The organism is Sphingobium sp. SA916 (assembly GCF_002894065.1).
GTDB classification, from domain to species: Bacteria; Pseudomonadota; Alphaproteobacteria; order Sphingomonadales; family Sphingomonadaceae; genus Sphingobium; species Sphingobium fuliginis.
This window is the reverse complement of record NZ_LXYF01000002.1, coordinates 190,562-216,676: the sequence shown is the minus strand read 5'-3', so window position 1 is coordinate 216,676 and position 26,115 is coordinate 190,562. Positions and strand designations below refer to the sequence as shown.

Here is a 26,115-nt window from a genome sequence, read left to right as displayed (position 1 = left end):
GCGTTCAGCCGCCCGCCTGCTTCAATCGATAGTCGAGCTGCCGCCGGGACATGCCGAGCATGCGCGCCGCATCCGCGACATTGCCCCCGGCGCGGCGCAGCGCCTCCTCCACCAGCGCGGCCTCATAATCCGCCAGCAGCAGCGGCGCCCTTTCGATGTCGGGTATCAGCGGCGCGCCAGTGACCGCCAGCCTGCCGTCCGGGCGCACATGCGCCTGTTCGCGGCTGTCGGGTTCCAGCACGATCGACAGGGTGTCGACGTCGATCCGCCCGCCCGGTTCGGCCAGCAGCACGCCGCGCTCCAGCACATTCTCCAGCTCGCGCACATTGCCCGGCCAGCGATAGGCGATCAGCGCGCGCATCGCCTGGTCGGACACGCCGCGCACAGGCTTGCCGTGCCGCCGGGTGAGCCGTTCCACCAACGCCTCGACGAACAGCGGAATGTCGGCCGCCCGGTCGCGCAGCGGCGGGATGGCGACGGGAAAGGGGTTAAGCCGGTAGAAGAGGTCGGCGCGGAACGTCCGGGCCGCCACCGCCGATGCCAGATCGACATTGGTCGCCGCGACGATGCGGACATCGACATGGCGCAGCCTGTCGCCGCCCAGCCGCTCCACCTCCCCCGTCTGAAGCACGCGCAGCAGCTTGACCTGCGCGGGCAGGGGCAGGTCGCCCACCTCGTCCAGGAACAGCGTGCCGCCGTCCGCCCGCTCGAACCGGCCGAGCCGCTGCCGCTGGGCGCCGGTATAGGCGCCGGGCTCGACGCCGAACAGCTCGCTTTCGATCAGGTCATGGGGGATGGCGCCGCAATTGATCGCGACGAAGGGCTTGTCGCGGCGCGGCCCGTTATCGTGCAGCCAATGGGCGAACACTTCCTTGCCGACGCCCGTTTCCCCGGTCAGCAGGACGGTGATGCTGCTGTCGGCGGCGCGGCGCAGCAGGTTCATCGACTTCAGGAAAGCGGGCGACTGGCCGATCAGCGATCCGGCCTGCTTTTCCCGCCGCAGGGATGCGCGCAGTTCCCCGATCTCCTCCGCCATGGCGCGCAACTGGCCGGCTATGTCCTCCGGGTGCATGGCCTTCAGATAGGGGTCGTCCGCCGGCAGGTCGGACGCGATCTCGCCCACGATGGTGCAATGCGGGTCGCCCTTCGCCTTGCACATCGTCTCCCGGAAGATGACCGGGCGGCCCATGAAGGCGCTGACATAGCCGGAGGCATAGCCCAACTGGTTCCAGCAGGTGGCGTGTTCGCCGATGCCGAAATGGACTATCTGGCTTTCCGCCTCCCAGCTTTCGGTCCAGCGGAACTCGCCGTGGAAACGCCCGGCGTCCAGGTCCAGCTCGCACCGGATGGTCTCCACCTGCACCAGCCCCTCCAGCTTGTGCAGCCGGGGGCCCAGCAGGAAGACCTCCTCATAATCGCGGTCGCCCACCATCTTGCGGGCGATCTCCGCATCCTGCATGCCGGATTGATAGCCCATGCGCATCAGCAGCGCGCCGGCCCGGCCTTCGCCCAGCGTGCGCACCATTTCCGCCCGCAGCGCGCCCAGCGACCCGGCGTGCAGCAGCAGCATCCGCTGTTCGTCCAGCCAGACGGTCCCGGTGCCGGGGTCGAACCGCAATTTCGACCACAGGTCGATCCGGCCCGATCGGTCGTCGAGCGCCTTGCTCGCCATCTTTGCCCTTCTCCCCTCGCCGGTCCGGCCGTTTCGCCGCTTTCAGCCCGATCCTAGCGCAATATCCGGTCAGATGCGCCTGAAAAGCGGACTTCGAACCTGCTGCGCGTCGGCGGCGGAGAAGAATTTTTCGGTGTAGATGTCCTTTTCGAACAGGCGCCCCTGCATCAGCGTGGCGAGGCAGGCCTCGATCATCACCGGCGGACCGCAAAGATAGGCCTTGTGTCCGCGGAAATCATTGTCGAAAGCCGCCCTGGCGGCTTCGTGGACATAGCCGCGGAAACCCGCCCAGCCGCTGTCCGCCGGTTCGTCCGAAAGCGCCGGGATGTAGCGGAAATTGGCATGGGTCCGGGCCAGCGCCTCGAACTCTTCATGATAATAAAGTTCCTCCCGGCTGCGCGCGCCATAGACCAGCGTGATCGGCAGCGTCTCGTTGCGGGCGATCAGGTCGAGGATCATCGAGCGGGGCGAGGACAGGCCCGAACCGCCGGCCAGGAAGAGCATGGGCGCCTTCGCCGAATGGCGCACGAAGAAGCGGCCATAGGGGCCGGACAGCTTCACCCGGTCGCCCTCCTTCAGATGCTCATGTATCCATGTCGTGCCGACGCCGCCGGGCACGATGCGGATATTGAGTTCGACGGCGCCGGGCGCATGGGGATTGCTGGCGAGGGAGAAGGCGCGGGTCAGAACCCCCTCCTCCCCCACCGTCAGGTTCACATATTGCCCCGCCTGGAAGCGGATCGGGCGATCCAGCGCGACATGGATGCCCCTGATGGTCGGGGTCAGCGGATCGATGCGGGTGACGACGCCCTCGAAATCCTCGACCGGGATTCCCAATGCGTCGGGGTCTTCCTCTATATCCGCCTCTATGCTGACATCGCTTTCAAGGCGGGCGCAGCAGGCCAGCGCCTTGCCCTCGTCGCGCTCGAAATCCATGAGCGCGAAACTGGACGCCTCCCCATGGTCGATTTCGCCGTCCGTCACCTGGATCTTGCAGGTGGCGCACAGGCCATGACAACAGGCATGCGGCAACCAGATGCCCGCGCGCAGGCAGGCGTCGAGGATGGTCTGCCCCTCCGCCACTTCCACCTCGTCGCCGGTGGTTTCGATGGTCAGCGTGTAGCTCATCAGATGCCGGCTCCGTTCAGGCCGTCGCGGCCGGGCGTGCGGAAGCGCAGCGCATCCTTGTGGCTGAGGCCGTTGGCCGCGATGCTGGCCTGCATGTCGGGGGCGAAGGCTTCGCCGTTACGGGTCCAGACGGCGCTGTCCCAGTCGATCCCCGCCCAGTCGGGATGCTGGCCGAAAATCTCCGCCATGGGTCCGGCGATGAAGTGCGCGAAGGGCAGGTCCGGCGGCAACGGCCAGGCATAGGGGCTGGAAAAGAGCAGATGCCCGTCCCAGCCGGCATAGACGAGGCGGGCGCCGTGGAAATTTTCAGCCTTGTCGGCCGGTTCGAATTCATAGGTGTCGATGGCTTTGACGGCCATGATGTCTCTCCTGGAATATGATCCCTTCCGTGAGGGCGGTGTGGCCGGCTGTCAGTCGTTGGCCTTTGCAAGGCCGCGCCACATGGCGAAGTTCCTTTCATCCGTGGACCCGTTGTGCAGGCCGTTGTCGCGACCATGTTCGATGCGGAAGAAAGCCAGCGCCTCGGCGGCGGGATTGAAGCCCTCGGCCGTCGGGTCCGTGCCGGGGCGGAAGGCGTTGCCCTTGAAGACCTCATGCCCGGCGATCTTCGACTGGATGAATTTTTCCGGCTCATCCTCGAAAATATCGCGGCAATGGTCGGAGCAGAAATGATATTGCTCGCCCTTGTAGTCGGCATGGCGCTGGCACAGTGTCAGCGGATCGCCCGGTTCGGTGAACATCATCGGAATCTGGCAGACCTGGCACTGCATCGGCACGGCCGTCGCCTCGAACGGCTTTCCTTCCGCTTCGCACTTCGCCCAATATTCATAGCGCGGACGGTAATAGCGGTCGAACGTGTCCGGATATTTGGCGGACAGCCAGTCCATGTCCTCCTTCGACGGCAGCCAGACATGGAAGTCGCTGGTGCCGCGCGCCTGATAGAAATGGCACCATGCGATATGGGACAGGTGGTCGCGCTCCAGCCTGATCTGCTCGACGCAGGGCGGCATGACGATGCCGTATCGGGCGAGATCGCGGAACAGGGCGCCGCAATTCTCCTCGAAATAGATTTCCCACGCCTCCGCCCAGCTCATCACCCGCTTGGGCAGCATGTAATCCTGCATCATCGCGACCAGCGTCAGCAGCCGCACGCCGCGCCAGGTCCATTTGTTCAGCCATTTCTGGACGATGGGGACATTGGCCGGGTCCTGCTCCAGCACGAACTTGATGACCTCCAGCCCCAGGGTCATGTGCCGCGCCTCGTCCGACTGGGCGGAAAAGCCGAAGGTCATCGCGCCCATGTCGCCATTATAGGCCGCGCCCGAAATGAACGGCACGAAGACGAGGTTGGTGAGCACATATTCGAAGGCGAAGCCGATGGCGACGATGAATTCGAACGGGCCGCCGGTCGCCGCATCCTCGAAGAAGCTCTTGGGCACCTGAAGATAGGGCAGATAGTCGTGATGATGGCGGAACTCCGCCATGCCGCTATAATAGCGGTTATAGTTGCTGATGGCGTGGATCTGCGTCTGCGAATGGCGCATTTCGTCCAGCGACTGCATCATGCAGGCGACGCGCGGGCCGACGCCCCGGAATTGCCGCCCGATATGGGCGAACCCCCGGTGCGACATATATTCCAGCGGCGCGAAGCCGTTGACGAACAGCTTCACCGTATTGATGTAGCGCGCGTCGGACAGGGTGAGATGGCCGTTGCTCTGGGCGAAGGCGTCGACGATGGCGTAGAGCTTCCGCTCCTTTTCCGCCTGATATTTCCAATAGGCGTCCATGGTGAGGCGGAACGGGTCTTCCCATGCGTCCCAGTCGTGGATCCTGATCCCCTCGAACCGGTCCATCGGGAAGATGTCGTCGATCGGCTGATAGCTCGGTTCCCAGCCCAGGCCACGCGTCATCAGCGCATAGCGTTCCTTGAGGCCGAGTTTCTTCTTCTTCGTGACGGGCATGTCCATGGCTCAGCGGTCCCAGCTCAGAGTGAAGATGTCGTCGGTCTCGTCCACGCGGCCCGACAGGGAGATCATGTTGACGTGCAGTTCCTGAAGGTCGAAATCGCGGCCGATCAGCTCTTCGATCGTTTCGCGGCGCACGACCAGCGTGCCCGGCGCGGTGATGCGCACCATCGCCGGCTGCGGGTCCAGGCTGGCGGCGGGATTGTCCGCCATGATCGCGTCGATGACATGGCGGGTGTCGTCATTGGCCTGAAGCGCGAGGAAGACGGTGCTGCTCATGCGCGGACCCCCGCCCTGGCGGCGCGGGCGTCGAGCGCGGCGCACAGTTCGTCCATGACGGCGGCGGACCTGTCCCCCAGCCCCATTTCGGCCAGCGGACAGAGCGCCGCGGCGGCGCGCGGCGTCCATTTGGCGATCCACTGGCCGATCAGCGCGGCATTGCCCGCATCGTCGGCACAGGCCGCCTTGATCTGCGCGTCGACCCATTTGCGCGTTTCCGCCGCCCATTCATTCTGGAACTGCGTGACCATCGCCACCGCCGCGCCGCCGCGCTGCGCCAGGTCGCCGTCGACGATCGTCTGGAAGACCAGGGGATAGAGCAGGCCGTCGAGCACCAGATCCTGCGCTACGAACAGTTCGAACCAGTCCTGCTCCACGAACAGGTCCTCGACCAGGCGGCGCAGCGATTGCCAGCGCACGTCGTGCAGCCACGCCTCCTTGGCCGCGTCCAGCGCTTCGGGTTCGGCGAGCAGCAGGCCAAGGCGCGTGTCGAACTGCGCGATGCCCAGCTGGTCCATCGCATAATAAAGCGCCGGCTGGGTGATGCCCGTGCCATAGCCATAGGCGGCGATGAAATCATTGTTCATGGACGCGCCCCAGGCGACGTGGCGCAGCGGCAGGATCAGGTCGAGCGCGAGGGCGCGGATGTCGTCGGGCAATGCGTCGGCCAGCCCCCGCGTCTCCACGAAGTCGAAGGCGGCCTCCGCCGCTTCCTGCTGCCTGGCGCGGGCCAGGACGTAGCTGCCGTAATAATATTGGCGCGGATCGCGGAAGGCGTACCAGTCCGCCATCTTCAGCTTCGTGCGGCTCTCGTCGAAATAATCGTGGGCCGGGTCCCAGAGCGGACGATAATGCTGGTTGCCCGTGGTCTGGAGGCCGATCGTGCCCTCCTGATAGCGGGACGCCGGCTTGTCGCCGCCGATATGGCGCGCGACATGGCCATAGGTCTGCCGCTGCGGCGCGATGGTGACGGTGCGCAGGTCCATCTGCATGGGGTCGGTCTCTCCTCTCTTGCTTATCGGGCTTCGCCGGCGAGCACCCGCGCCAGCCGGGCGTCGAAATCGTCCTGCTCCAGCGGCTGGCCGGTCACGTCGGTCACGCGGTTGACAGCGCAGAATTCCTCGAACGCCGCGGTCGGCATCAGCAGTTCCACGAAGATTTCCGGGGCGCCGATGGCGAAGTCGAATTCGATCAGGCCGTTTTCGCGGCGATTGCGGACGCGCACGAACTTCGCGTCCAATATGTCGGATTGCGGTCGTTCCGCCATCTTCCTCTCCCGGCTGTTGCCTTGTCCTTTCTGTTTAGCAAGGCCCATGCCAGTTCGACTTTCCCGGAAATCCGGGCTCTTTCGCGCACGCCGCATCGACAATTTTGTCATGGGCGGGCCGCCGTCGACAATTTTGTCGAAATCGCGCCCGCCCCCACCCGCCCAAAAAAGGACCGCCCGGACCGGGCTGCGGAGGCAGCCGATCCGGACGGTCATGGCAGGCCGCGCGCGGGAACCGTCCCTTGCGCCCTCTGTCCCGCGACGCCCGACCGGCCACGGGAACCCCCTTGTCCTCAGTTGCGCACGCGCAGGGTCAGGAACCATTCGCGCGGGCGGCTGAATACGCCCGAATAGATCGCCTCCGCATTGGTGTAGCCGGACACGACGGCGCGGCGGTCGGCGATGTTGGTGACCCCGGCCTGAATTTCGTAGCGTTCGCCGGGCGCGCGCCAGGTGACGGAACCGTTGAAGAAGCTGCCTGCCGGCGTGGCCAGCACCGGCGTATTCGCCTCGTCATTGTAGGTCTTGCTGGCATAGGTCCAGTCGACCCGCGGCGTGAAGCTGCCGATGCCGCTCGTCTCGAAAGTGTAGGCGGTGCCCGCCTGCGCCTGCCATTTGGGCGTGTTCACGAACTTCTCCTTCCCCGTCAGCGGCACGCCGGGCAGGATGCTCTGATATTCCGCGTCCAGATACCCAAGGCTGGCGTCCAGCGTCCAGTTGCGCACCGGGGCCAGGTTCAGCTCGGCCTCCACGCCCCGGATGCGTCCGTCCCCGCCATTGGCTGTGACCGGGGACGATCCGTTCTGGAAGGTGAGCTGGATGCTGTTATATTCCGTGTTGAAGGCCGCGACGTTCAGCCGGACGCGGCGGTCGAACAGTTCGGACTTGATGCCGATTTCCGTCGTATAGGCCTTTTCCGGGCCGAAGGTCGGCGCGGGCAGCTTGACCGGCACGCCGTTGACGACGGTGAAATTGGGCAGCGTCAGGCGCGTGGTCCAGCCGCCGCCCTTGTAGCCCGTGGCATAGGAGGCATAGGCCATCACCCGGCGGTTGATGTGATATTCCGCGCCGATCCGGTAGGAGACATTTTCGAACGACATGCTGTTTTCGCCCAGCGGATAGACGCGGTAGATGTCGTTGGGATCGGGCAGGACGAGCGCGGGCGGCGCCTGGGTCAGGCGCAGGCCGAAGGCGTTTTCGTCCCGCTGCGTGCCCGTGAAGCGCTTGTCGTCGCGGGTATAGCGGATGCCGAGGGTCAGCCCCAGCCTGTCGGGGATGACATCGATATTGTTGTGCATGAAGGCGGCATAGGATTTGGTGTCGTAACGGTCGTTCGACACGATCTGGATCATGCCGCCGATGAAGGGCACCCGGTCCGCGTGGCGGCCATATTCGTGGAAATAATAGCCGCCCAGCACGAATTTCCAGCGGTTTTCCCAGATATTGCCGACCAGTTGCACTTCCTGCGAAAGCTGGTTTTCCCAATCCGCGAAGGTGGGCGCGAGCGCGGAGAAGGGCGCGCCGCCGATGTCGGCGCCGAATTTGGACTTCAGCCGCCGATAGGCGGTGATCGACTTGATCGTCAGCGCATCGGTCAGGTCGTAATCGATCTGGCCGTTGATGCCGTAATTGTCGATCTTGTTGTAATTGGCGCCGCTGGCGTAGCTGAGATCGGGATTGATGCTGCCGTCCGCGTTGCGGATCACATAGCGGTTGTCATAGGGCAGGTTCTGCCCCGCCTGGCTTTCCAGCGAAGGCTGGATGCCGGCCGGCGACCCGGCATTGCCGCGCACGCCCTGGCACAGGTCGGTCACGCCGGCGGCCGGCACGCCCGCCAGCGCGGCGACCGGCGCGTAGAAGGCCGGATTGCCCGAGATGCAGGTGTTGTAGAGCGCGACATAGGCATTCTGGTTGACCGCCAGCAGCGAGAAGGGCGTCGCCTGCTCATCCACGTTCAGATAGTCGCCGATCAGCCGCATGGTGAGCCTGTCATTGGGCGTGAACAGGAATTTCAGGCGCACGGCGGTCTGGTTCATGTTGCCCGACCGGTCGGGCCTGTCCTTCGCCGTCGTCGGGAAGAGGATCGCGCCGTCCGTATTGCCGTTGGCGGGGCCGCCCGACGCGCCGCCGGTCGCCAGCAGCCAGATCGGGTTGTTGCCGGTATCGCCCTCATAGGGAATGCGCTTCTGCCAGCCGTCGCGATGCTTGGTGGAGAAGGCGAGGCCCATGTGCAGCACGCCCGGCGCCAGCGGCGCTTCCAGCGCGCCGCGCACGTCGACGCGATCGTAGCGGCCAGTCGTGACTTCGCCCTTCACCTTCCATTCGTCGCCCGGATCGGAAGTGACGATGTTGAGCGCGCCGCCGATGGTGTTGCGGCCGAACAGCGTGCCCTGCGGTCCTTTCAGCACTTCGACGCGCTGAAGGTCCAGCAGGTCGACATTCGCGCCGATGTTGCGGGCGAGGTAGACATTGTCGACATAGACGCCCACGCCCGGTTCCAGGTTGAAGCCGAAATCATTCTGGCCGATGCCGCGGATATAGGTGAAGAGGGTCGAGCTGGACCCGCCGAACGCGCCGGAGCTTTTCAGGGTGACGTTGGGCGCCTGCCCGGAAATGCTGGCGATGTCGGTCAGCCCCTTGGACTGGAGCGCTTCCGACGTGACGGCGGAAATGGCGATCGGCACCTGCTGTGCGCTTTCGGAGCGCTTCTGCGCGGTGACGACGATGTCCTGGAGGCCGACATTCTCCTGCGGCGCGGCGGCGTCCTGCGCCATCGCGGCCGATGTCGAAAGGACGAGCGCCACCGCCAGCGCGGACGCGCCGTTCGAAATTCCAGACTTCATGATAAAACTCCCCTTGTCCCTTATGTATCGGCCGCCTTGTCGCGGCCTGTCTTGTCGATGACCGTCAGGTCAGAACGTTCAGAAAGCTCTCGCGCGGCATATTGTCCTGCGAGAAAGTGGCCTTGCCCAACTGGCTGGTGTCCCAGGTCAGCGTCGGGGTGTCGGGATAATGGACATAGCCGCCGGTGAAGACTTCATTGCGGTTGCCCGACGGATCGAAGAAATAGATGGTCGCGCCGCGCGTCACCCCATGGCGGTTCACCGACACGTCGACCGGGATTTCATATTTGCCGATCAGGTCGCCCGCGTGGAACAGGTCGTTCACCGAATCCAGCAGGAAGGAGACATGGTGGAAGCGGCTGCCATCCGGTTGCAGGATGAAGGCGATGTCATGCGGCTTGTTGGAGCAGGAAAGGAAGACCGCAAGCCGGGTCTCGTCCCCCTGCGTGACCAGTTCCTCGCTGACGGTGAAGCCGAATATCCCGGTGAAGATGTCCCTGTTCTCGACGATGTTGGGGCCGCCCAGCAGCACATGGTCCAGCCGCACGCAGCGGAAGCCGCGAATATAGCCTTCGTCGGGAATGGTGCCGGGGTTGCGGGTCGGCATGCCGTTGCCGATCTTCTCCTTGTCGGCATAGATGTGCATGACATGACCCGACGGCAGGGTGAAGCGGATGCGCCGGCCGCTCTTGGGATACACGCCCGGCCCGACATGTTCGACGGCAAGGCCATATTCGGTCAGCGCCGCGGCGAAATGGTCGATCTCCGCATCCTCATAGGTGCGGAAGGCGAAATATTCGACGCCGGGCGCATCGGCCTTCTGCAGGACCAGCGAATACCAGTCATGCTCGTCCGCGACCTTGTAATAGAGCCTGTCGGGGTCGCCCTGATAGGTTTCGATAAGACCCATCCGCTCGCCATAGTGGCGGCGCGCGTCGTCGATGTCGAACACCCTGACGCACACTTCGCCGACCCGGAGCAATCCACGAATCGCCATTCATTCTCTCCCAGAAATATCGTCGCGCAGCATGGCCGCCAGGGCGGCTGCGGCGATGTCCTCGTCTTCCACTTCGCTGCCGCCCGACACGCCGACCGCCCCGATCAGGCGCCCCTGCACCTCGGCGGGACAGCCGCCCGGAACTTCCGTCAGGCGCGGCCGGCGCAGCAAACCGTCACGCACCGGGCGGGGCGCCTGCTCCAGCAGCGCGCCGAAATCGCGCGTCGCCATTGCGAAGCTGGCAGCGGTATAGGCCTTGTCGATCGCCAGTTCGCCTGAACTAAGGAACGATCCCGGCATCCGCAGATAGCCCGCGAGATTGCCCGCCCCATCCACGACCGCGACATGCACGCGGGCGCCGATCGCCTCCGCGCGAGCGCGGCCGGCGGACAGCATCCGCTCCACCGCCTGCGCCGCGGGGGCGCCGATCTCCGCGACGGCGCTCATGCGGCGCGGCCGACCGGGGCGGCGCCGAAGGATGCGCGCGGCAATGGCACGGCGCAAATGTCGCTCGACGGATAGGCGCGGCAGGCCAGGACGATGCCCGACTGCTCATCGGCGGCACTCACCACGGCGCGGTTCATATGCCCGGTGGAACAGCGGCCCGCCTGTATCCGGATGCGGCAGACGCCGCACCCGCCGCTGCGGCATCCCACGGCCAGCGCCTTGCGCCCGGTCGCGATCATCGCCGCCAGCAGGCTCTGGTCGGCGCGGCAGGGAAAGCGCACGCCCCCTATCTCTATCTGAAACGGCGCCGCTTGGGTCAGGCCTTCAACATCGCGATCGTCCATCCGATCTCTCTCCTGCCAGTCATTCTGTTCTTTTCACCGATCATAATCATGGGGTGAATTACCGACAAATACCCTTTCCGCTCGCCTGTGATACTCCATGCGCATCACCCCTGCCCATCATCCGTGGCCCGTCATCCGGCGCGCAGCGATGCTTCGGACGCGCGCACCTCGCTGGCGGGAACGCCGCCGATGCTCCACAGCGCGGGGGCGACCGGCATCACCGTACCGCGTATCAGCGACCGGTCGCAGCCCAGATGGCGTTCGACAAGGTCGGTGAACCCCGCCGCCAGGGTCTGCAACTGTTCTGTCGGGCGGCCTTCGAGGGCGATGCAGGTGAACCAGGGCGCGGGCGCCCCGCCATCGCTGACCAGCCGGCCGGCCGTCGCCCAGCGATGCGCCGGCACGCTCGTGACGAAAGCGCGCACCCGCTCCAGGGGCGGCGGCGAAACCGTGGGATAGAGCGCCTGCACATAGAAGAACGAGGCTGCCTCCAGCAGCGCGGCGACGGCTTCTTCCGGATATTGGTCCGCCACCAGATGGAATTGCACGATGGGCATGCCGCTTCTCCTTCCTCAGGGCAGGCCGCGCCGGCGGCCCGCGTCCAGCATTATCGCCGCGCCCGCCATGGCGTCCGCCTCCGCATCGAGCAGCATCGCCACGGCCCAGGCGACCTGGCCCGGGGTGGTGAGCGCGCCGATGGCGGATTCGCCGCGCATCGCGTCCAGCTCGTCCGCGACCGAGCCGCCATTTTCCGACGCCCGCGCCGCCGCGACCTTGTGCAGCCGATCGGTATCGGCGGGGCCGGGGGCGACAAGATGGGCGGTGATCCCCTCCCCGCCATAGGCCCAGCTCATCTGCCGCACCACATTGGCGAGCGCCGCATTGGCGACCCCGGCGGTGGCGGCATAGGCGGTCGGCTCGAACCCGTAATGGCCGCCGATCGCGACGAGGCGGCTGTGGCGGCGCAGTCGGTCCTCCACCGCGCGCACCAGCCGGACGAAGCCGCCGACCTTGATGTTGCAGGCCTCCACCAGCGCGTCGGTGGGCGCGGCGCGAATGCCGCCCGCCACCGGCACGCCGGGCGCATGGACGACCATGGCGACCGGCCGGTCCAGCCGCGCCCGAAGCGCATCGACCGCATCGTCGGACGCGAAGTCGGCCACGACCGGCATCACCACGCCCGCGCCATGGCGATCGACCAGCGCCTCCAGCGGCTCGCGCGACCGCGCCACCGCGACGACATGCATCTTGCGCGCCACCAGCCCGGCGACGATCGCCTTGCCCAATGCGCCGCTCGCGCCGACGACCACGCAATGGGCGCCGAAATTCCTGCCCGGAACGGACATGCTCTTCACTCCGATCTGAAAACCGGGCGTCAGGCCGAAATCAGCCCGCGCTCCTTCGCCATTGTGAGGGCGGTATCCTCTATCATGTCCTCCTGCCCGCCGATCATCTTCAGGCGGCCCAGTTCGACCAGCAGGTCGCGGGCGGGCAGGCCATATTTGCGCTCGCAATCCTTGGCCGCGTAGAGGAAGGTGGAATAGACCCCGGCATAGCCCAGCGTCAGGCTGTCCCGGTCGGCGCGCGGGGGCTTCGCCATCATCGGCAGCACCCGCTCCTCCGCGACGTCCATCAGGCGGAAGGTGTCGACGCCCGTTTCCACCCCCATCCGCTCGCATACGGCGGCGAAGACCTCCAGCGGGGTGTTGCCGGCGCCAGCGCCGAAACCGGCGGCGGACCCGTCGATCCGGCTGGCCCCCGCCGCCACGGCGGCCAGCGAATTGGCGATCCCAAGGCCAAGATTGTGATGGCCGTGGAACCCGATCTCCGTCTCCGCCTGCAATGCGTCCTGCAACGCGCCGATCCGCGCCGTCACATCTTCGGGCAGCATGTAACCGGCGCTGTCGACGCAATAGACGGTCGTCGCGCCATAGCCTTCCATCAGCAGCGCCTGTTCGACCAGCGTTTCGACCGAGGTCATGTGCGCCATCATCAGGAAGCCCACCGTGTCGAGCCCCAGCTTCCGGCCGAGGCCGATATGCTGTTCGGTCACGTCCGCCTCCGTGCAGTGGGACGCGACATGGACGCAGCCCGCGCCGCAATCCGCCGCCATGCGCAGTTCGTCCAGCGTGCCGATGCCCGGCACATGCAGCACCGACACGGTGGCGTTCTTCATGCGGGACGCGACGGCGGTGATATAGTCGCGGTCGCTATGCGCGCCGCGCCCATAGTTGAGCGACGAACCGCCCAGACCATCGCCATGCGTCACCTGCAACAGGGGCACGCCCGCCTCGTCCAGCCCGGTCGAGATGGCGATCATCTGGTCCAGGCTGATCTGGTGCCGCATCGAATGCATGCCGTCGCGCAGGCACATGTCATGCAGCTTGACCTTCCGGCCCTTGATCTGCGCCGTCGTCGTCATTGCACGCTCTCCATCATCTCCTGCGCGAACATCTCGCCCGTGCGCGCGGCGGCGGCGGTCATGATGTCCAGATTGCCCGCATATCGGGGCAGGAAGTCGCCCAGCCCCTCGACCTCCAGGAAGATGGAGACCTTGCGCCCCTCGAAGGTCGGCCCGTTCTTCAGCCGATAGCCCGGCACATAGCGCTGCACCTGCGCGATCATCTCTTGCACGGAAGCGGCGATCGCGTCCCGGTCCGGCTCGTCGGCGGTCTCGCAATAGACGGTGTCGCGCATCATCAGCGGCGGTTCGGCGGGATTGACGACGACGATCGCCTTGCCCTTCGCAGCGCCGCCCACCTTCTCGATCGCGGCGGAGGTGGTGCGGGTGAATTCGTCGATATTCTTGCGGGTGCCAGGGCCGATCGACCTGGACGCCACGGTCGCGATGATCTCCGCATAATCGACCGGCTGGACGCGGCTGACCGCGTTCACCATCGGGATCGTCGCCTGACCCGCGCAGGTCACCATGTTGACGTTGACCGCGCCGTCGCGCGCCTGCTGCGCCAGGTTGACCGCCGGCACGCAAAGCGGACCGATGGCCGCCGGCGTCAGGTCGATCATCAGCACGCCCAGCTCGTTCAGCTTGCGGCTGTTTTCGGCATGGACATAGGCCGACGTCGCGTCGAACGCGATCTTCACGCCGTCCCTCGCGACATGCGGCACCAGGCCGTCGACGCCCGCATCGGTGGTCTTCAGCCCCAGCTCTCGCGCCCGCGCCAGCCCTTCGGACGCCGGATCGACGCCGACCATCCAGACCGGCTCCAGCCTGTCGGAACGCAGCAGCTTGTAGAGCAGGTCGGTGCCGATATTGCCCGGCCCGATGATGGCGCATTTCACTTTGGTCATCAACTTTGTCCCTGCTGCGCCTTTTCGCCGAACGTCACGCCGGCGACGGCATAATGGTCCAAGGGGGTTTCGTTCAGGATCACGCGCACCTGGTCGGGACGCACGTCCATGGTTTCGACCGTCGCCCTGGTGAGGGCGCGGATGAAGGCCCATTTCTTTTCCATCGAGCGGCCTTCCCCTATGACCACGGATATAATCGGCATCAGTCTATCCTCACATTGATGCTGCCCATGTCCTGAAAGCGGGCGCAAACGATGTCGCCTTTCGCGATCGGCATCGCTTCCGTCGCGGCGCCGGTCAGTACCACCGAGCCGGCGGGCAATATCCGCCCCCGCTCATGAAGCCAGGCGACCAGCATCTGCACGGCGCGGGCGGGATGGCCCAGCACCGCGCCCGAACAGGCCAGCGCCGCCGCCTCGCCGTTGATTTCCAGCACGATGCCGATGGTCGCGGGGTCGACATCATCGGGCCGCCGCATCCGCCCGCCCATGACGAAGCGGGCGCTGGAGCCATTGTCCGCGACGACGCTCGGCAGGTCGAACCTGAACTTCTCGAACCGGCTGTCGAGGATCTCGATGGCGGGCTGGATGAAGTCCGTCGCGGCATGGACCTGATCGATGGAAACGGCCGGGCCGGACAGGTCGCGGGCCATGACATAGGCGATTTCCCCCTCGACGCGCGGATGGATCAGCCCGGCGGTCGGCACCACGCCGCCTTCCGCATCGCATGTGTCGCGCATCAGCAGGCCGAAGCTCGGCACGTCGACGCCCATCTGGATCATCTTGGCCCGCGAGGTGAGACCGGCCTTGTAGCCGATCAGCGCCCGGCCCCGCGCCTGCCAGCGGCGCAGGCATTCGTCCTGCACGGCATAGCCGTCATCGACGGTCATGCCCGGATAATCGTCGGTCAGCTTCGCGATGGTGTGGCGGTTCGACTGGGCGCCGTCCACCCGGTTCGCCAGTTCGGCGATGGCTGCTGCATCAAGCATCGGCGGTCCTCCGGCCGAAGGTCAGGGAACAATCGCCGATCCCGCCGATGCGCATGGCGATATGGTCGCCCTCGCCCACCGGGAACATCGGCCCCAGCGCGCCGGACAGGATCACCTCCCCGGCCAGGAAGGGCATGTCGAGCCGGCCCAGCGTATTGGCGAGCCAGGCGACCGCATTGGCGGGCGATCCCTGCACGGCCGCGCCCACGCCCACGGCCACCTGCTCGCCATTGCGCTCCGCCCACATGCCGGCCAGCGCCAGATCCACGTCGCGCGGATCGATCTTCTCGCGGCCCAGCGCATAGACGCCGCAGGAGGCGTTGTCGGCCACCGTGTCCTGGATGCGGATGTCCCAGTTCGTGATGCGGCTGTCGACGATCTCGAAACAGGCGCGGACATGGTCCGTCGCCGCCAGCACGTCCGCCGCCGTGACGCCCGGGCCTTTCAGGTCGCGTTTCAGGACGAAGGCGATCTCCGCCTCCGCCTTGGGCTGGATCAGCGCTTCGATCGGGACGGTCGCGCCATCGTCATAGGCCATGGCGCTGGTCAATATGCCGAAGTCCGGTTCGAACACGCCGATGGCGTTCTGCACGGCCCGGGAGGTGACGCCGATCTTCTTGCCGACGACCGTCTCGCCCGCGGCGACGCGCCGCCCGATCATGCGGGCCTGGATGTGGTAGGCATCGACGATGGTGATGCCCGGCACCCGGTCCCGCAGATTGGGGACGGTCGCGCCGGCGACCAGCGCCTCGTACAGTTCGTCGCCGTGCCGGGCGATGGCGGCCGCGTCCAGCACGGTCACAGCTTCACGCAGATGTTGCGCAGCTCGGTATAGAATTCGAGGCTGTGGACCCCGCCTTCCCGGCCGATGCCGCTATGCCCGGTGCCGCCGAAGGGCGTGCGCAGGTCGCGCAGGAACCAGCTGTTGACCCAGGTGATGCCCACGTCGACCTCCGCCGCGACGCGGTGCGCGCGCGACAGGTCCCGCGTGAAGATGGCGGTGGAAAGGCCGTAATCGGTCGCATTGGCGACGGCGATGGCCTCCTCCTCGCTGTCGAAGGGACGGATGTGGCAGCAGGGACCGAAAATCTCTTCGTTCCAGACCGACGCCTCGTCCGCCAGGTCGGTCCAGATCGTCGGCTGCACCCAATGGCCGCCCGAAAGTTCGTCGGGCATGGTCGGCACGCCGCCGCCGGTCACGACATTCGCGCCCTCCTCCACGGCCTTCGCATAATAGGACAGCACCTTTTCGCGGTGCTCGGCGGAGATGAGCGGGCCCAGGGTCGCGCCGGGCCTGAGCGCCTCCGCCTTTTCCTTGAGACCCGCGACCAGCGCCTCGAACAGCGGCCGCTCGACCAGCACCCGCTCGGTGCCCAGGCACACCTGCCCGCAATTGAGGAAGACGGATCGGCCTAGCGCCTCCAGCGTCAGGTCGAGGTCGGCGTCGGCAAAGACGATCGCGCTGTTCTTGCCGCCCAATTCGAAGGACACGTCGCGCAGGCCATGCGCCGCCGCCTGCATGATGGCGGTGCCGGTGCGCGTCTCCCCCGTGAAGGTGATCGCGTCGACGCCCGGATGCTGGGTCAGATATCCGCCCGCGCTGTCCGGGCCGAAGCCGTGGACGACATTATAGACGCCCGCGGGCACGCCCGCATCGTTCATCACCTCGCCCAGCAGGGTCGCGGTGCCCGGCGTCTCCTCCGACGGCTTCACGATCACGCTGTTGCCGCAGGCGAGCGCCGGCGCGACCTTCCACGTCATCAGCAGCAGCGGCGCGTTCCATGGGCAGATGACGCCGATCACCCCCTTGGGCTTGCGGATCGCATAGTTGAGAGCGCCCCGCCCGTCCGGAGTCGGCGTCTGGAAGCTCTCGGTCGCGACATTCTTCACCACGTCGGCGAAGATCCGGAAATTGGCCGCGCCGCGCGGGATGAAGGCATGTTCCATCATCGACCGGGGCTGGCCGGTATCGGCCATTTCCGCCGCCACGAAATCGTCGAAGCGCCGGACGATGCCGTCCGCGACGGCCCGCATCAGGTCGGACCGATCATCCACCGTCAGCCTTGCCCAGGGGCCCTTCTGCGCCGCCCGCGCCGCCTGCACCGCCAGGTCGATTTCGGCGCGGCCGCCCTCATGCACATGGCCGATCAGCGCTCCATCGCTGGGCCGATATTTGGGGAAAGTCCTGCCGGACGTTCCCTGCGTGAAGGTTCCGTCGATGAAATGCTGGAAATGCGCCAACTGTCCTCTCCATGTCGTTGCCTGACCTTCTAACGAAGAATAGCCTTACCCAATAATACTGTTTTATACGCTTTGAGATACCTGTAAGGCATATCTCGACTGGCATCGAAAGGCGCAAGACATGTTCGCGAACCGCATCGACATCCGCCACCTGCGCTATTTCGTCGAGACCGTGCGCCATGGCAGCATCCGGGGCGCATCCCAGGAACTCCATCTGTCCCAGCCGCCGCTGACCCGCCAGATCCAGTATCTGGAGGAAGTGCTGGCGTGTCCCTGCTGGTGCGCAAGCGTCATGGCGTCGAACCCACCGCCGCCGGGCAGGCCCTCTATACGGAGGCGGTCAACATCCTGAACCTGGTGGAGCAGGCCTGCGCCACGACGCAACTGATCGGTCAGGGCGCGCTCGGCCGGCTGGACGTGGGCGTGTTCGGGTCCGCCGTGCTCGACATCGTGCCGCGCATCGTGCTCGATTTCCGAAAGCGCTATCCCAATGTCGAGGTGATCCTGCACAATATGGACCGCGACACACAGGTGAAGGCGTTGCAGGAACGGCGGATCGCCATCGGCTTCAACCGGTTCTTCCTGGAATATCCCGGACTGCAATGGGAAACCGTGGTGCACGAGCCGATGATCATCGCCATGCCGCGCAACCACCGGCTGGCGGGCCGTACATCCATCGCCCTGTCGGACCTGGCGGGGGAACCGATGATCTTCTATCCCCGCGCCAGCCAGTCGGGCGGGTTCAGCAATTTCCTGCTGCGCGCCTTTCACGACCTCAACATCGAACCCAATGTCGTGCAGACGGTCGACGACGTGGTGACGGCCGTCGCCTTCGTGTCGAGCGGCGTGGGACTGGCGGCGGCGGTGGAATCGGCGCGGACGCTGCAATTGCCGGATGTGGTCTATGTACCGCTGGCCGAAGATGACGGTCCGGCCGCGTTCGACCTGTGCATGATCTACCGTTCCGGCGACGAATCGCCGCTGATCGACGGTTTCCGGCAGGCGGTGAAGATGGTGACGGAGCGGCCGTCCGACCACGGCCGTTGATTTCCGGCGGGGCCCTTCATCCGCCCCGCCGCCCCTTCCAATATTGCACCTGCGCGCGCGTCATGCCCAGCGCGGCGGCGGCGGCGCTGACATTGCCGCCGCTGCGGCACAGGGCGGCCGCAATCAGTTGATCCGCGATCTGTTGCTGGCTGAGTCCGCTGTCGAGCAGCATCGCGCCGACATCCTGCTCAGCGCCCCTGCCATGCTGGCGAAAACGGCGCGCGACGAAATCGCGGAACGGGTCGGGCACGAAGCCTTCTGTCCGGTTGCCCACGCCCAGCGTCAGATGGTGCAGGCCGATCGCCTCCCCATCCGCCGCCAGGATGACGCCCCGCTCCACCAGATTCTCCATCTCGCGGATATTGCCCGGCCAGCCATAGTCGTGGAAGGCGCGCACGACCTCCGCCTCCAGGCGCAGCAGGCCGCGGCCGTGCCGCTGGCAGAGGCGGGCAAGGAAATGATTGGCCAGCACCGGGATGTCCGCCCGGCGCTCCCGCAGCGGCGGGATATAGACGGGAAAGGGACTCAGCCGGTGGAACAGGTCGGCGCGGAAACGGCCCGCCTCCATCTCGGCGCGCAGGTCGGCATTGGTGGCGGCGATCAGGCGGACGTCGGCGGTCAGCGTCTTCGTCCCGCCCACCCGCTCATAATCGCCGTCCTGCAAAACGCGCAGCAGCTTGCCCTGCGCGGCGAGGGACAGCGTGCCGATCTCATCGAGGAACAGGGTGCCGCCGGCGGCCCGCTCGAACCGGCCGGGGCGCGTCGCGACGGCGCCGGTGAAGGCGCCCTTCTCCACCCCGAACAATTCCGCCTCCAGCAATGTCTCCGGAATGGCGGCGCAATTGACCGCGACGATCGGCCTGTCGGCGCGCCGGCTGCGCTTGTGCAGTTCGCGCGCGAACACTTCCTTGCCGACGCCGCTTTCGCCCAGGAACAGCACGGGCGCCATGGTGGGCGCGACCTTGTCCACCAGATGCAGCACCGTGTTGAAGCCGGACGACGCGCCCACGATCGCGCGCGCGCCCATATGCAGGTCCACGTCCACCGGCCCTGCGCTGTCCGGCGGCACCGGCCGGCGGCTGTAGGTGTCGGCGCGGAACCAGCGCAGTTCGGCGTCGGCGTCCGGCCATTCGTCCGCCGGCCGCCCGACCAGATAACAGCGGTCATGCCCCATCGCGATGCATTCCAGTTCGCGGAACACCATCGGCCGGCCGAAGAAGGTGGAGGCATAGCCCGATGCATATCCCGCCTGCTGCCATCCCGCCGGATGCGCGCCGATGCCCATTTCCTGCACATGGGACGCGCATTCCGCCGAATTGTGCCAGACATATTCGCCGTAGAAGCGCCCGCCCTCGAAATCCGCCTCGAACGCCAGTTCCTCGACCTGCACGGCCCCCTTCAGCGCATGGAATTGCGGACCGGCGCGATAGATGTCCTCCAGGCTGCCGCGATGCCGCAATTCCTGCGCGAGCTGCGCATCCGCGACGCCAGTGCCATAGCCGATGCGCGACATCAGCATGCGCGCGCTTTCATAGCCTAGCGCGCGCACCAGTTCGCGCCGCAACTGGCCGAGAACGATGTCGTCGACCAGCAGCATCCGCCGCTTGCCCAGGCGGATCTCCGCGCTTGCGGGGTCGAAATGGAAGCTGTCGCGCAGGTCGGCAAGGTCGCGGTCCCCGGTGGGCGCGACTCCGCCATCGTGAAATGCGGTCCCCAGTCCCGACTTGCCCGATGCCGATCCGCCTGCCCGCGCCATGCCCCACTCCTGTCGATTATTCGACAATCATAGGGGAAGAAGCAGATGATTTTCAACAGTCCGATCCTGTTCCACCCCCATCCAAGGGGTCGTGCGCGGCATGTCCTTCCCACCCCTTGTCCGGGAAGAACGGGATTTCGGCCCGCTTATGCGGAACGGACGGGGCGGAGACGCGCAATCTGGCACGCTGCTTGCTGAACGATCCGCATCAGCCGCCATCCGTGCGGCGACCATGGGAAAAGGATCATCATGTCTGCAAAGAGCCTGTACCTCAAGCGCGCCTGGTACGTCGCCGCCCTCTCCAGCGAAATCGATGCGACGCAGCTTTTCCACCGCCGGATATTGGGCATGTCGATCCTGATCTACCGCGATGCGCGGGGAGAGGCGGTCGCACTTCAGGACCGCTGCCCGCACCGCTTCGCCCCGCTTTCCATGGGCAGCCGGGTGGGCGACGCCATCGCCTGCCCCTATCATGGACTGCGGTTCGACGCGGGCGGGCATTGCGTCCACAACCCGCACGGCCGCGGCCAATTGCCCAAGGGACAGGTCGTGCGCAGCTTTCCGCTGATCGAACGGCACGGCTTCCTGTGGATCTGGATGGCGGAGGAGGCCGCCGATCCCTCGTTGCTTCCCGACTTCGCGCCGCTGGATGAGGGCCATGCCAACGGCGTCGGTCACACCTATATGAAGTTGCCGGTCGATTACCGGCTGATCCTGGACAATGTCATGGACCTCAGCCATGTCGACTACGTCCATGGCGAGATCATCACGACGCGCGGACAATTGTCGCCGCTGATCCCGCAGGTGGAGGAAACGGATCACAGCGTTTCGGCCAGTTGGGACTACAGCCAGACCCCGCCCATCGGAATCTTCGCCCCCTTCCTGCCCCGCCCGGAGGAGACGGCGCGGCACAGCATCCGCGTCACATGGACGGCGCCCGCCAACATCCAGTTGTCGATCGCGGCCGCGCAGGACGATGTGCCCTTCGAACAGGGCGTCAGCCAATATGACCTGCACAGCTGCACGCCCGGCGACGAGAATGAGACCCATTATTTCTTCGCCACGCGCCGAAACCATGCGGAAGAGGATGGAGACTATAACAGGTTCAAGACGGCGGCCATGCACGCGGCGTTCGAGACGGAAGATGGCCCCATCATCGCCGCGAGCCAAAGGGAGATGGGGGGCGAGGAATTCTTCGACCTCAAACCCATGCTGCTGTCCAACGATCTGGCGGCCGTGAAGGTACGCCGACAGCTGCAACGGGCGATAGATAATGAAAATGCGACTTCAAGTGGATGGGGCCGCGCCGTTGCCCGGTCCTGAACCAAAATAGTCGGGCGGCGCCGGGATTTCGCGCTTCATCGGCAAGAAGCGCCGGGCGTCAGGCGCGAAAACAGGTCGGCATCAGGGATTTACTTCCGGGCGGGCGACAAGTTCGCCTTCCCCTGCCGGCAGGGGCGGCGGCATCAACTCCCGGATCACGCCCCAATAGCTCTGCGTGACGTGCGCTTCCGCCGCATAGACCGGATCGGTCATCAGATGCGCGTGCAGCCGGCGCAGATTGGGCCAGGGCACCGACGGGAACAGATGATGTTCCAGGTGATAGCTCACGTTGAAGGGCGCGATCAGGAACCTGTCGAGCAGGGTGGGGATGACCGTGCGCGTGCCCTTCAGCTCGCTTTCGTCGGAGACGCCGTTATGCTCCGCCATTGCCCGGATCCGATTGAAGACATTCGCCCAGATGAACTGCGGGATCAGCAGGAGCCCCAATATCTTCCAGCGATAGGGCGACAACAGGATCAGGCCGTAGAAGAGCAGCGCCCACAGCACATAGCGGATGCGCAGGCCCAGGGGAAAATCATAACCGAAGCGCCCGGGATTGTGGAAATTGGCGAAGGGCGCCCAGACACGGCTGTCCCGCGCCATGCGATAGAGGTTGAGGCCGGTCACGCTGCGGACCAGCAGCCAGGCCATGGCAGCGGCGCTTTTCGGGAAATGCTGGTCGGAATCCCGCCGCTGGACACGATAATCGCGGTCGCGCAGCGTGTTGGTGTAGCGGTGGTGATGCAGGTGATTGGCGCGGTACAGGTCGACGCTGAAGCCGAGCGGATAGGCGACGAATATGTCCCCTATCAGGTCGTTGAGGCGCCGGTTGCTGAACAGCATGCCGTGACATGCATCGTGCATCATCACCGCCAGGCACTGAATGCGCGTTCCGATGACGATGCCGGCCAGCAGGTAAACCGGAATTCGGTCGACATGGATGGCGATCGCCCCGGCCCCGATCGCTATTGCCCATTGGAGGACGAGCAGCAGAGCGTTGCGGCGATCGTCGACGACGGAAAGATCGCGGATCAGCGCCAAAGTGCCCCGCCGCGAATATCGATAACCGGGGGGACGCTCCTTGGCGCTTTCTTCCATGGGAGTAGGTCTCCGAATGCAACATCAAACCGTCGCGGACGCTATGATCGGTGCGATCCGGCGTCAAGCTCGCTCCTGATGCGGGCGCTCGCGCAGCGCATCGGATCGCCCGCCGCCGCGGGCCAGTTTTCCTGAAGGGCGGACAACCGGTCCATCGCGCCCGTTCCACAAAAGGCCGGGCCGGCGATTGCCGCCATGCCGGATGGTGATAAGGATGGCTTATGCCCGCCTCGGAACCACTTGACCGCCGTTCGCTCACCCTTGCGGCGCTGTCCACCGTGGTCGAATGGTATGATTTCACCCTGTTCCTCTACCTGGCCACGGTGCTGGCGCGCGTGTTCTTCGTGGGCGGGAATGCGATGCTCACGACGCTGGCGGGGTTTGCGGTCGCCTATCTGATGCGGCCGCTGGGCGCGATGGTGTTCGGGCATTTCGGGGACCGGCATGGGCGAAGGGCGACGCTGCTCCTGTCCATGGCCTTGATGACGGTGGCGATGCTGCTGAGCGCCCTGCTGCCGACCGTGGCGCAGATCGGCCCGCTCGCCGGGATATTGCTGCTGGCGCTGCGGTGCGTGATGGGATTTGCGGTGGGCGGCGAATATACCGGCGTCGTCGCCTATCTGCTGGAAGGCGCGGCGCCGCATCGTCGCGCGCTCGTCACGTCGATGGCGGCGGCGACCAGCGAGGTCGGCGGGTTGCTGGCCGCGGGCGCGTCGGCGCTGACCGTGAGCCTTCTTCCCGCTCCGGCGCTTGAAAGCTGGGGCTGGCGATTGCCGTTCCTGTTCGGCGCGGCGCTGGCGGGCACGATCCTGCTGGCCCGCGCGGCGATGCGGGAATCGCCCGAGTTCGCGCTTCATCGCGCGGCAGGGACGCTGGTGAGCAGGCCGCTCGGTCATGTGGTATCGCGCCATGGAGCAGGCGTGGCGAGGGGCTTCGCCATCTCGGCCCTGGGATCGATCACCTATTATGTCGGCATCACCTACCTGCCGATCCATCTGGTCTCGTCTGGCGGGCTCAGCGAGACGGAGGCGCTCAAACTGGCGACCGTCGCGGCGGTCGCGGTGATTGTCGTGACGCCGTTCGTGGGCCTGGCCGCCGACCGGTTCGGGCGCCGCCCGGTGCTCGTCGCGCTGGCCGTCCTGTCGGCTGCGCTGCCCTATCTGTCCTTCCGACTGCTCGCCGGAGCGGGAACGTCGTCGGCGCTGGCCGGCGCCGTGGTGCTCGCCGCTTTGGCGGGCGGCGTCAGTGCCGTGGGCGCGGTGACGACGGCCGAACAGGTTCCGGCCGAAGGGCGGCTGAGCGGGCTAGCCCTTGGCGCCACGACCGCGACCGCATTGTTCGGTGGCCTGACGCCGTGGCTCGCGCAACTGCTGACGGAGCGAACAGGATCGACCGCGGCGCCGGGCATCATGATCGCGCTGGTGTCGCTGGCGGTGCTTCCCGTGCTGCTGACGCTTCCCGAGACGCGGCCGCCACGAGGCTGAACCTCAGAGACCGAAGCGCCCCTCGGAATTGGGGCCGTCCAGAAATTGCAGGCCGTGAAGCTGGGCTTTGGATGCCCCTGCCCGCGAAAAATCTTCCCAACGCCTTTCGCGACAGCAGGGCTATTGCCTGATCGGGGGCAACTGTGCTCATCGGGGGCAGCGCGCCATGGGAAGATCGCATCCTCCCGCTTTCGTCGGCGCCCGGCAGAATGAGGACTGGCAATGCATGCGATCCCGAAGCTTTCCCCCGCAACCATCGCCATAGAAGGATCGCAGGAGCGCTTTCCCGTTCGCAGGATATTCTGCGTCGGTCAGAATTACGCGGACCATGCGCGGGAAATGGGGTCCGATCCGGACCGGGCGCCGCCCTTCTTCTTTTCAAAGCCGTCGGACGCCGTCGCGGCGAATGGATCGCGCCTTCCCTTTCCGCCCTTGACGAGCGATCTGCATCATGAGGTCGAACTTGTGGTGGCGCTGGGTTCCGGCGGTGCGAAGATCGGCGCCGAACAGGCGAGCGCGGCCATCTGGGGTTGGACTGTCGGCCTCGATCTCACACGCCGCGATCTGCAGTCGGAGGCGAAGAAGGCGGGCCGCCCCTGGGACATGGCCAAGGGGTTCGACGATTCCGCACCCGTCGGAGACCTGCGCCCCGGTCTGCCGCCGTCGTCGGGGGCCATTTCGCTGGCTGTCAACGGAGAGCTTCGCCAGTCCGGCGACCTGTCCCAGATGATATGGTCGGTGCCCGAAATCATCGCCAATCTTTCGACCTATGTGGCGCTCGCCCCCGGCGATCTCATCTTCACCGGTACGCCCGCTGGAGTGGGGCCGATAGGAAGAGGCGACAGGCTGGTCGCATCCATCGACGGACTGCCGCCGCTGGAAATCTCCTTCGAGGATTGAATGCAGGCCCGCGCGCGCTGCATCCGTTCGCCGGCCTAATCGATCGTATAGGGTTTCAACCGGGCGCAAGCCGATGCGCGCATCGCCCGGCACCCGTTCAACGGACAGTCACCGACAAGGAGAGGAGCGCGACGGACACAGCCGCGCATCCTTCCTGCGCCATGCCCTCAGGCGTCGAAGCCGGGCGACTGGCGCTGCGCCTTGCGGAGCGCGGCCTCCCAGACGAGGTCGTAATGCGACCTGGCGCCTTCGACCGGCTTGCGCTCGCGGCTCATCTGGCGGCGGACTTCCTCCTGCGCGGCTTCCGGGGCGATCAGCACCCTGTCGCGGCCCACGGCAAGGCTGCGGACCTGCGCCTTGCAGGCTTCCTCCAGATGATAGATGCCGCTGAACGCCTCGCCCGGCGTCGAACCCAGCGCCAGCGTGCCGTGATTGCGCAGCAGCATGACATTGGTGTCGCCCAGGTCGGCCACCAGCCGTTCGCGTTCGTCCAGATTGAGCGCCACGCCTTCATAATCATGGTAGGAAAGGCGCGGGATCAGGGCCAGGGCGCGCTGGTTGAGCGGCAGCAGCCCTTCGGCATGGGCCGACACCGCCATGCCGTCGGCGCTGTGGAAATGGGCGATATAATGGGCATCGTCCCGCGCGCCGTGGATCGCGCTGTGGATCACATATCCGGCATAGTTGATGCCATAGTCGCTTTCCCCGATGACATTGCCGTCGAGGTCGACCTTGACCAGGCTGGAGGCGGTGATCTCATCGAACATCAGGCCGAAGGGGTTGATCAGGAAATGATGCTCCGGCCCCGGCACGCGCGCCGAGATATGGGTGTAGATGAAATCGTCCCAGCCATAGAGGGCGGACAGGCGATAGAAAGCGGCAAGATCGACGCGGACCTTCCATTCCGCTTCGCTGATGCCCGACTGGCGGAAACGGTCGTCCTTCAAGACTGTGGCCATGGCGCTGCTCCTTTGCGCGATATTTTAGGGAGGCGGCGGGACACCGCCCAATGAGAATGACTTATCGAT

The 26,115-nt window shown here is 65.9% G+C and carries 28 protein-coding genes; 5 read left to right on the top strand and 23 right to left on the bottom strand.

Annotated elements, in window-relative coordinates; all coding sequences use genetic code 11:
* Positions 1 to 4: 4 nt before the first annotated feature.
* The 19 genes from A8G00_RS02725 to A8G00_RS02635 all read right to left on the bottom strand — a co-directional run bounded on the left by A8G00_RS02725 (position 5) and on the right by A8G00_RS02635 (position 17,479).
* Entirely contained in the window at positions 5 to 1,672 is a 1,668-nt protein-coding gene (locus A8G00_RS02725; RefSeq protein WP_025548019.1) for a sigma-54-dependent Fis family transcriptional regulator, read from the bottom strand.
* 69 nt (positions 1,673 to 1,741) lie between these two features.
* Positions 1,742 to 2,800, bottom strand: a complete 1,059-nt coding sequence (locus tag A8G00_RS02720) for an NADH:ubiquinone reductase (Na(+)-transporting) subunit F (protein WP_102999897.1) — start codon at positions 2,798 to 2,800, stop codon at positions 1,742 to 1,744.
* Entirely contained in the window at positions 2,800 to 3,159 is a 360-nt protein-coding gene (locus tag A8G00_RS02715) for a phenol hydroxylase subunit P4 (RefSeq protein WP_102999896.1), read from the bottom strand. The genes A8G00_RS02720 and A8G00_RS02715 overlap by 1 nt, the downstream gene beginning before the upstream one ends.
* Positions 3,160 to 3,210: 51 nt before the next feature.
* Complete coding sequence (locus tag A8G00_RS02710; protein WP_102999895.1) at positions 3,211 to 4,767, bottom strand: YHS domain-containing protein; 1,557 nt, start codon at positions 4,765 to 4,767, stop codon at positions 3,211 to 3,213.
* A 3-nt stretch (positions 4,768 to 4,770) separates the two neighbouring features.
* Positions 4,771 to 5,043: an MmoB/DmpM family protein gene (locus A8G00_RS02705; protein ID WP_007684796.1), complete on the bottom strand. Its 273-nt coding sequence runs from the start codon at positions 5,041 to 5,043 to the stop codon at positions 4,771 to 4,773.
* On the bottom strand, positions 5,040 to 6,035 hold the full coding sequence (locus A8G00_RS02700; RefSeq protein ID WP_044661077.1) for a phenol hydroxylase: 996 nt from the start codon (positions 6,033 to 6,035) through the stop codon (positions 5,040 to 5,042). Before A8G00_RS02700 ends, A8G00_RS02705 begins: the two co-directional genes overlap by 4 nt.
* Positions 6,036 to 6,058: 23 nt before the next feature.
* Entirely contained in the window at positions 6,059 to 6,310 is a 252-nt protein-coding gene (locus tag A8G00_RS02695) for a phenol hydroxylase subunit (RefSeq protein ID WP_025548028.1), read from the bottom strand.
* A 293-nt stretch (positions 6,311 to 6,603) separates the two neighbouring features.
* Positions 6,604 to 9,153 (bottom strand): TonB-dependent receptor, encoded by a 2,550-nt coding sequence (locus A8G00_RS02690; protein WP_102999894.1) that lies wholly within the window; start codon positions 9,151 to 9,153, stop codon positions 6,604 to 6,606.
* A 64-nt stretch (positions 9,154 to 9,217) separates the two neighbouring features.
* Complete coding sequence (locus A8G00_RS02685; RefSeq protein WP_102999893.1) at positions 9,218 to 10,150, bottom strand: catechol 2,3-dioxygenase; 933 nt, start codon at positions 10,148 to 10,150, stop codon at positions 9,218 to 9,220.
* On the bottom strand, positions 10,151 to 10,597 hold the full coding sequence (locus tag A8G00_RS02680; protein WP_102999892.1) for a heme-binding protein: 447 nt from the start codon (positions 10,595 to 10,597) through the stop codon (positions 10,151 to 10,153).
* Positions 10,594 to 10,941 carry a 2Fe-2S iron-sulfur cluster binding domain-containing protein gene (locus A8G00_RS02675; protein WP_102999891.1) on the bottom strand — a complete coding sequence of 116 codons (348 nt, stop codon included), beginning with the start codon at positions 10,939 to 10,941 and terminating at the stop codon, positions 10,594 to 10,596. The genes A8G00_RS02680 and A8G00_RS02675 overlap by 4 nt, the downstream gene beginning before the upstream one ends.
* A gap of 131 nt (positions 10,942 to 11,072) precedes the next feature.
* A complete protein-coding gene (locus A8G00_RS02670; RefSeq protein WP_102999890.1) occupies positions 11,073 to 11,498 on the bottom strand; it encodes a tautomerase family protein in 426 nt (141 codons plus the stop codon).
* 15 nt (positions 11,499 to 11,513) lie between these two features.
* Positions 11,514 to 12,287 carry an SDR family oxidoreductase gene (locus A8G00_RS02665; RefSeq protein ID WP_102999889.1) on the bottom strand — a complete coding sequence of 258 codons (774 nt, stop codon included), beginning with the start codon at positions 12,285 to 12,287 and terminating at the stop codon, positions 11,514 to 11,516.
* A 29-nt stretch (positions 12,288 to 12,316) separates the two neighbouring features.
* Positions 12,317 to 13,363, bottom strand: coding sequence for a 4-hydroxy-2-oxovalerate aldolase (dmpG, locus tag A8G00_RS02660; protein ID WP_102999888.1), 1,047 nt, complete (start codon positions 13,361 to 13,363; stop codon positions 12,317 to 12,319).
* Positions 13,360 to 14,253: an acetaldehyde dehydrogenase (acetylating) gene (locus tag A8G00_RS02655; RefSeq protein WP_172451731.1), complete on the bottom strand. Its 894-nt coding sequence runs from the start codon at positions 14,251 to 14,253 to the stop codon at positions 13,360 to 13,362. Before A8G00_RS02655 ends, dmpG begins: the two co-directional genes overlap by 4 nt.
* Positions 14,250 to 14,453 carry a tautomerase family protein gene (locus A8G00_RS02650; protein WP_025548043.1) on the bottom strand — a complete coding sequence of 68 codons (204 nt, stop codon included), beginning with the start codon at positions 14,451 to 14,453 and terminating at the stop codon, positions 14,250 to 14,252. The genes A8G00_RS02655 and A8G00_RS02650 overlap by 4 nt, the downstream gene beginning before the upstream one ends.
* Complete coding sequence (locus A8G00_RS02645; RefSeq protein ID WP_102999887.1) at positions 14,453 to 15,238, bottom strand: 2-keto-4-pentenoate hydratase; 786 nt, start codon at positions 15,236 to 15,238, stop codon at positions 14,453 to 14,455. The genes A8G00_RS02650 and A8G00_RS02645 overlap by 1 nt, the downstream gene beginning before the upstream one ends.
* Positions 15,231 to 16,040, bottom strand: a complete 810-nt coding sequence (locus A8G00_RS02640; protein WP_083199059.1) for a fumarylacetoacetate hydrolase family protein — start codon at positions 16,038 to 16,040, stop codon at positions 15,231 to 15,233. Before A8G00_RS02640 ends, A8G00_RS02645 begins: the two co-directional genes overlap by 8 nt.
* Positions 16,037 to 17,479, bottom strand: a complete 1,443-nt coding sequence (locus A8G00_RS02635; RefSeq protein ID WP_102999886.1) for a 2-hydroxymuconic semialdehyde dehydrogenase — start codon at positions 17,477 to 17,479, stop codon at positions 16,037 to 16,039. Before A8G00_RS02635 ends, A8G00_RS02640 begins: the two co-directional genes overlap by 4 nt.
* A 121-nt stretch (positions 17,480 to 17,600) precedes the next feature.
* Here A8G00_RS02635 and A8G00_RS25530 point away from each other — a divergent pair, with 121 nt between their 5' ends.
* A complete protein-coding gene (locus A8G00_RS25530; protein ID WP_253257890.1) occupies positions 17,601 to 17,831 on the top strand; it encodes a LysR family transcriptional regulator in 231 nt (76 codons plus the stop codon).
* The gene (locus tag A8G00_RS02630; protein WP_253257889.1) at positions 17,747 to 18,526 is read left to right on the top strand and encodes a LysR substrate-binding domain-containing protein; all 780 of its coding nucleotides are present in this window, start codon (positions 17,747 to 17,749) and stop codon (positions 18,524 to 18,526) included. The genes A8G00_RS25530 and A8G00_RS02630 overlap by 85 nt, the downstream gene beginning before the upstream one ends.
* A gap of 16 nt (positions 18,527 to 18,542) precedes the next feature.
* On the opposite strand, the gene A8G00_RS02625 is transcribed toward A8G00_RS02630, so the two are convergent.
* Positions 18,543 to 20,282, bottom strand: a complete 1,740-nt coding sequence (locus A8G00_RS02625) for a sigma-54-dependent Fis family transcriptional regulator (protein WP_099186570.1) — start codon at positions 20,280 to 20,282, stop codon at positions 18,543 to 18,545.
* Positions 20,283 to 20,531: 249 nt separating this feature from the next.
* On the opposite strand from A8G00_RS02625, the gene A8G00_RS02620 reads away from it, so the two are divergent.
* Complete coding sequence (locus tag A8G00_RS02620; RefSeq protein ID WP_172451730.1) at positions 20,532 to 21,605, top strand: aromatic ring-hydroxylating dioxygenase subunit alpha; 1,074 nt, start codon at positions 20,532 to 20,534, stop codon at positions 21,603 to 21,605.
* A gap of 81 nt (positions 21,606 to 21,686) precedes the next feature.
* Here A8G00_RS02620 and A8G00_RS02615 read toward each other — a convergent pair whose 3' ends face one another.
* Both A8G00_RS02615 and A8G00_RS24960 read right to left on the bottom strand, forming a co-directional pair.
* A complete protein-coding gene (locus A8G00_RS02615) occupies positions 21,687 to 22,703 on the bottom strand; it encodes a fatty acid desaturase family protein (protein WP_102999885.1) in 1,017 nt (338 codons plus the stop codon).
* Between the two features lie 41 nt (positions 22,704 to 22,744).
* A complete protein-coding gene (locus tag A8G00_RS24960) occupies positions 22,745 to 22,900 on the bottom strand; it encodes a hypothetical protein (protein ID WP_172451729.1) in 156 nt (51 codons plus the stop codon).
* A 24-nt stretch (positions 22,901 to 22,924) separates the two neighbouring features.
* Between A8G00_RS24960 and A8G00_RS02610 the strand changes: the two genes are divergently transcribed.
* Together A8G00_RS02610 and A8G00_RS02605 are read left to right on the top strand one after the other, a co-directional pair.
* Positions 22,925 to 24,187, top strand: a complete 1,263-nt coding sequence (locus tag A8G00_RS02610; RefSeq protein WP_102999884.1) for an MFS transporter — start codon at positions 22,925 to 22,927, stop codon at positions 24,185 to 24,187.
* 222 nt (positions 24,188 to 24,409) lie between these two features.
* Positions 24,410 to 25,087: a fumarylacetoacetate hydrolase family protein gene (locus A8G00_RS02605; RefSeq protein WP_102999883.1), complete on the top strand. Its 678-nt coding sequence runs from the start codon at positions 24,410 to 24,412 to the stop codon at positions 25,085 to 25,087.
* Positions 25,088 to 25,254: 167 nt separating this feature from the next.
* On the opposite strand, the gene A8G00_RS02600 is transcribed toward A8G00_RS02605, so the two are convergent.
* Entirely contained in the window at positions 25,255 to 26,046 is a 792-nt protein-coding gene (locus tag A8G00_RS02600) for a class II aldolase/adducin family protein (protein ID WP_044661071.1), read from the bottom strand.
* Positions 26,047 to 26,115: the final 69 nt, after the last annotated feature.

What these genes read in the sequence shown, in the direction of transcription:
- A8G00_RS02700 (WP_044661077.1), bottom strand. Translation starts at nt 6,035, where the DNA reads ATGCAGATGGACCTGCGCACCGTCACCATCGCGCCGCAGCGGCAGACC.
- A8G00_RS02685 (WP_102999893.1), bottom strand. Translation starts at nt 10,150, where the DNA reads ATGGCGATTCGTGGATTGCTCCGGGTCGGCGAAGTGTGCGTCAGGGTG.
- A8G00_RS02675 (WP_102999891.1), bottom strand. Translation starts at nt 10,941, where the DNA reads ATGGACGATCGCGATGTTGAAGGCCTGACCCAAGCGGCGCCGTTTCAG.
- dmpG (WP_102999888.1), bottom strand. Translation starts at nt 13,363, where the DNA reads ATGACGACGACGGCGCAGATCAAGGGCCGGAAGGTCAAGCTGCATGAC.
- A8G00_RS02620 (WP_172451730.1), top strand. Translation starts at nt 20,532, where the DNA reads ATGTCTGCAAAGAGCCTGTACCTCAAGCGCGCCTGGTACGTCGCCGCC.
- A8G00_RS02670 (WP_102999890.1), bottom strand. Translation starts at nt 11,498, where the DNA reads ATGCCCATCGTGCAATTCCATCTGGTGGCGGACCAATATCCGGAAGAA.
- A8G00_RS02665 (WP_102999889.1), bottom strand. Translation starts at nt 12,287, where the DNA reads ATGTCCGTTCCGGGCAGGAATTTCGGCGCCCATTGCGTGGTCGTCGGC.
- A8G00_RS02645 (WP_102999887.1), bottom strand. Translation starts at nt 15,238, where the DNA reads ATGCTTGATGCAGCAGCCATCGCCGAACTGGCGAACCGGGTGGACGGC.
- A8G00_RS02705 (WP_007684796.1), bottom strand. Translation starts at nt 5,043, where the DNA reads ATGAGCAGCACCGTCTTCCTCGCGCTTCAGGCCAATGACGACACCCGC.
- A8G00_RS02725 (WP_025548019.1), bottom strand. Translation starts at nt 1,672, where the DNA reads ATGGCGAGCAAGGCGCTCGACGACCGATCGGGCCGGATCGACCTGTGG.
- A8G00_RS25530 (WP_253257890.1), top strand. Translation starts at nt 17,601, where the DNA reads ATGTTCGCGAACCGCATCGACATCCGCCACCTGCGCTATTTCGTCGAG.
- A8G00_RS02720 (WP_102999897.1), bottom strand. Translation starts at nt 2,800, where the DNA reads ATGAGCTACACGCTGACCATCGAAACCACCGGCGACGAGGTGGAAGTG.
- A8G00_RS24960 (WP_172451729.1), bottom strand. Translation starts at nt 22,900, where the DNA reads ATGGCGGCAATCGCCGGCCCGGCCTTTTGTGGAACGGGCGCGATGGAC.
- A8G00_RS02650 (WP_025548043.1), bottom strand. Translation starts at nt 14,453, where the DNA reads ATGCCGATTATATCCGTGGTCATAGGGGAAGGCCGCTCGATGGAAAAG.
- A8G00_RS02690 (WP_102999894.1), bottom strand. Translation starts at nt 9,153, where the DNA reads ATGAAGTCTGGAATTTCGAACGGCGCGTCCGCGCTGGCGGTGGCGCTC.
- A8G00_RS02615 (WP_102999885.1), bottom strand. Translation starts at nt 22,703, where the DNA reads ATGGAAGAAAGCGCCAAGGAGCGTCCCCCCGGTTATCGATATTCGCGG.
- A8G00_RS02715 (WP_102999896.1), bottom strand. Translation starts at nt 3,159, where the DNA reads ATGGCCGTCAAAGCCATCGACACCTATGAATTCGAACCGGCCGACAAG.
- A8G00_RS02710 (WP_102999895.1), bottom strand. Translation starts at nt 4,767, where the DNA reads ATGGACATGCCCGTCACGAAGAAGAAGAAACTCGGCCTCAAGGAACGC.
- A8G00_RS02605 (WP_102999883.1), top strand. Translation starts at nt 24,410, where the DNA reads ATGCATGCGATCCCGAAGCTTTCCCCCGCAACCATCGCCATAGAAGGA.
- A8G00_RS02625 (WP_099186570.1), bottom strand. Translation starts at nt 20,282, where the DNA reads ATGGCGCGGGCAGGCGGATCGGCATCGGGCAAGTCGGGACTGGGGACC.
- A8G00_RS02610 (WP_102999884.1), top strand. Translation starts at nt 22,925, where the DNA reads ATGCCCGCCTCGGAACCACTTGACCGCCGTTCGCTCACCCTTGCGGCG.
- A8G00_RS02680 (WP_102999892.1), bottom strand. Translation starts at nt 10,597, where the DNA reads ATGAGCGCCGTCGCGGAGATCGGCGCCCCCGCGGCGCAGGCGGTGGAG.
- A8G00_RS02600 (WP_044661071.1), bottom strand. Translation starts at nt 26,046, where the DNA reads ATGGCCACAGTCTTGAAGGACGACCGTTTCCGCCAGTCGGGCATCAGC.
- A8G00_RS02695 (WP_025548028.1), bottom strand. Translation starts at nt 6,310, where the DNA reads ATGGCGGAACGACCGCAATCCGACATATTGGACGCGAAGTTCGTGCGC.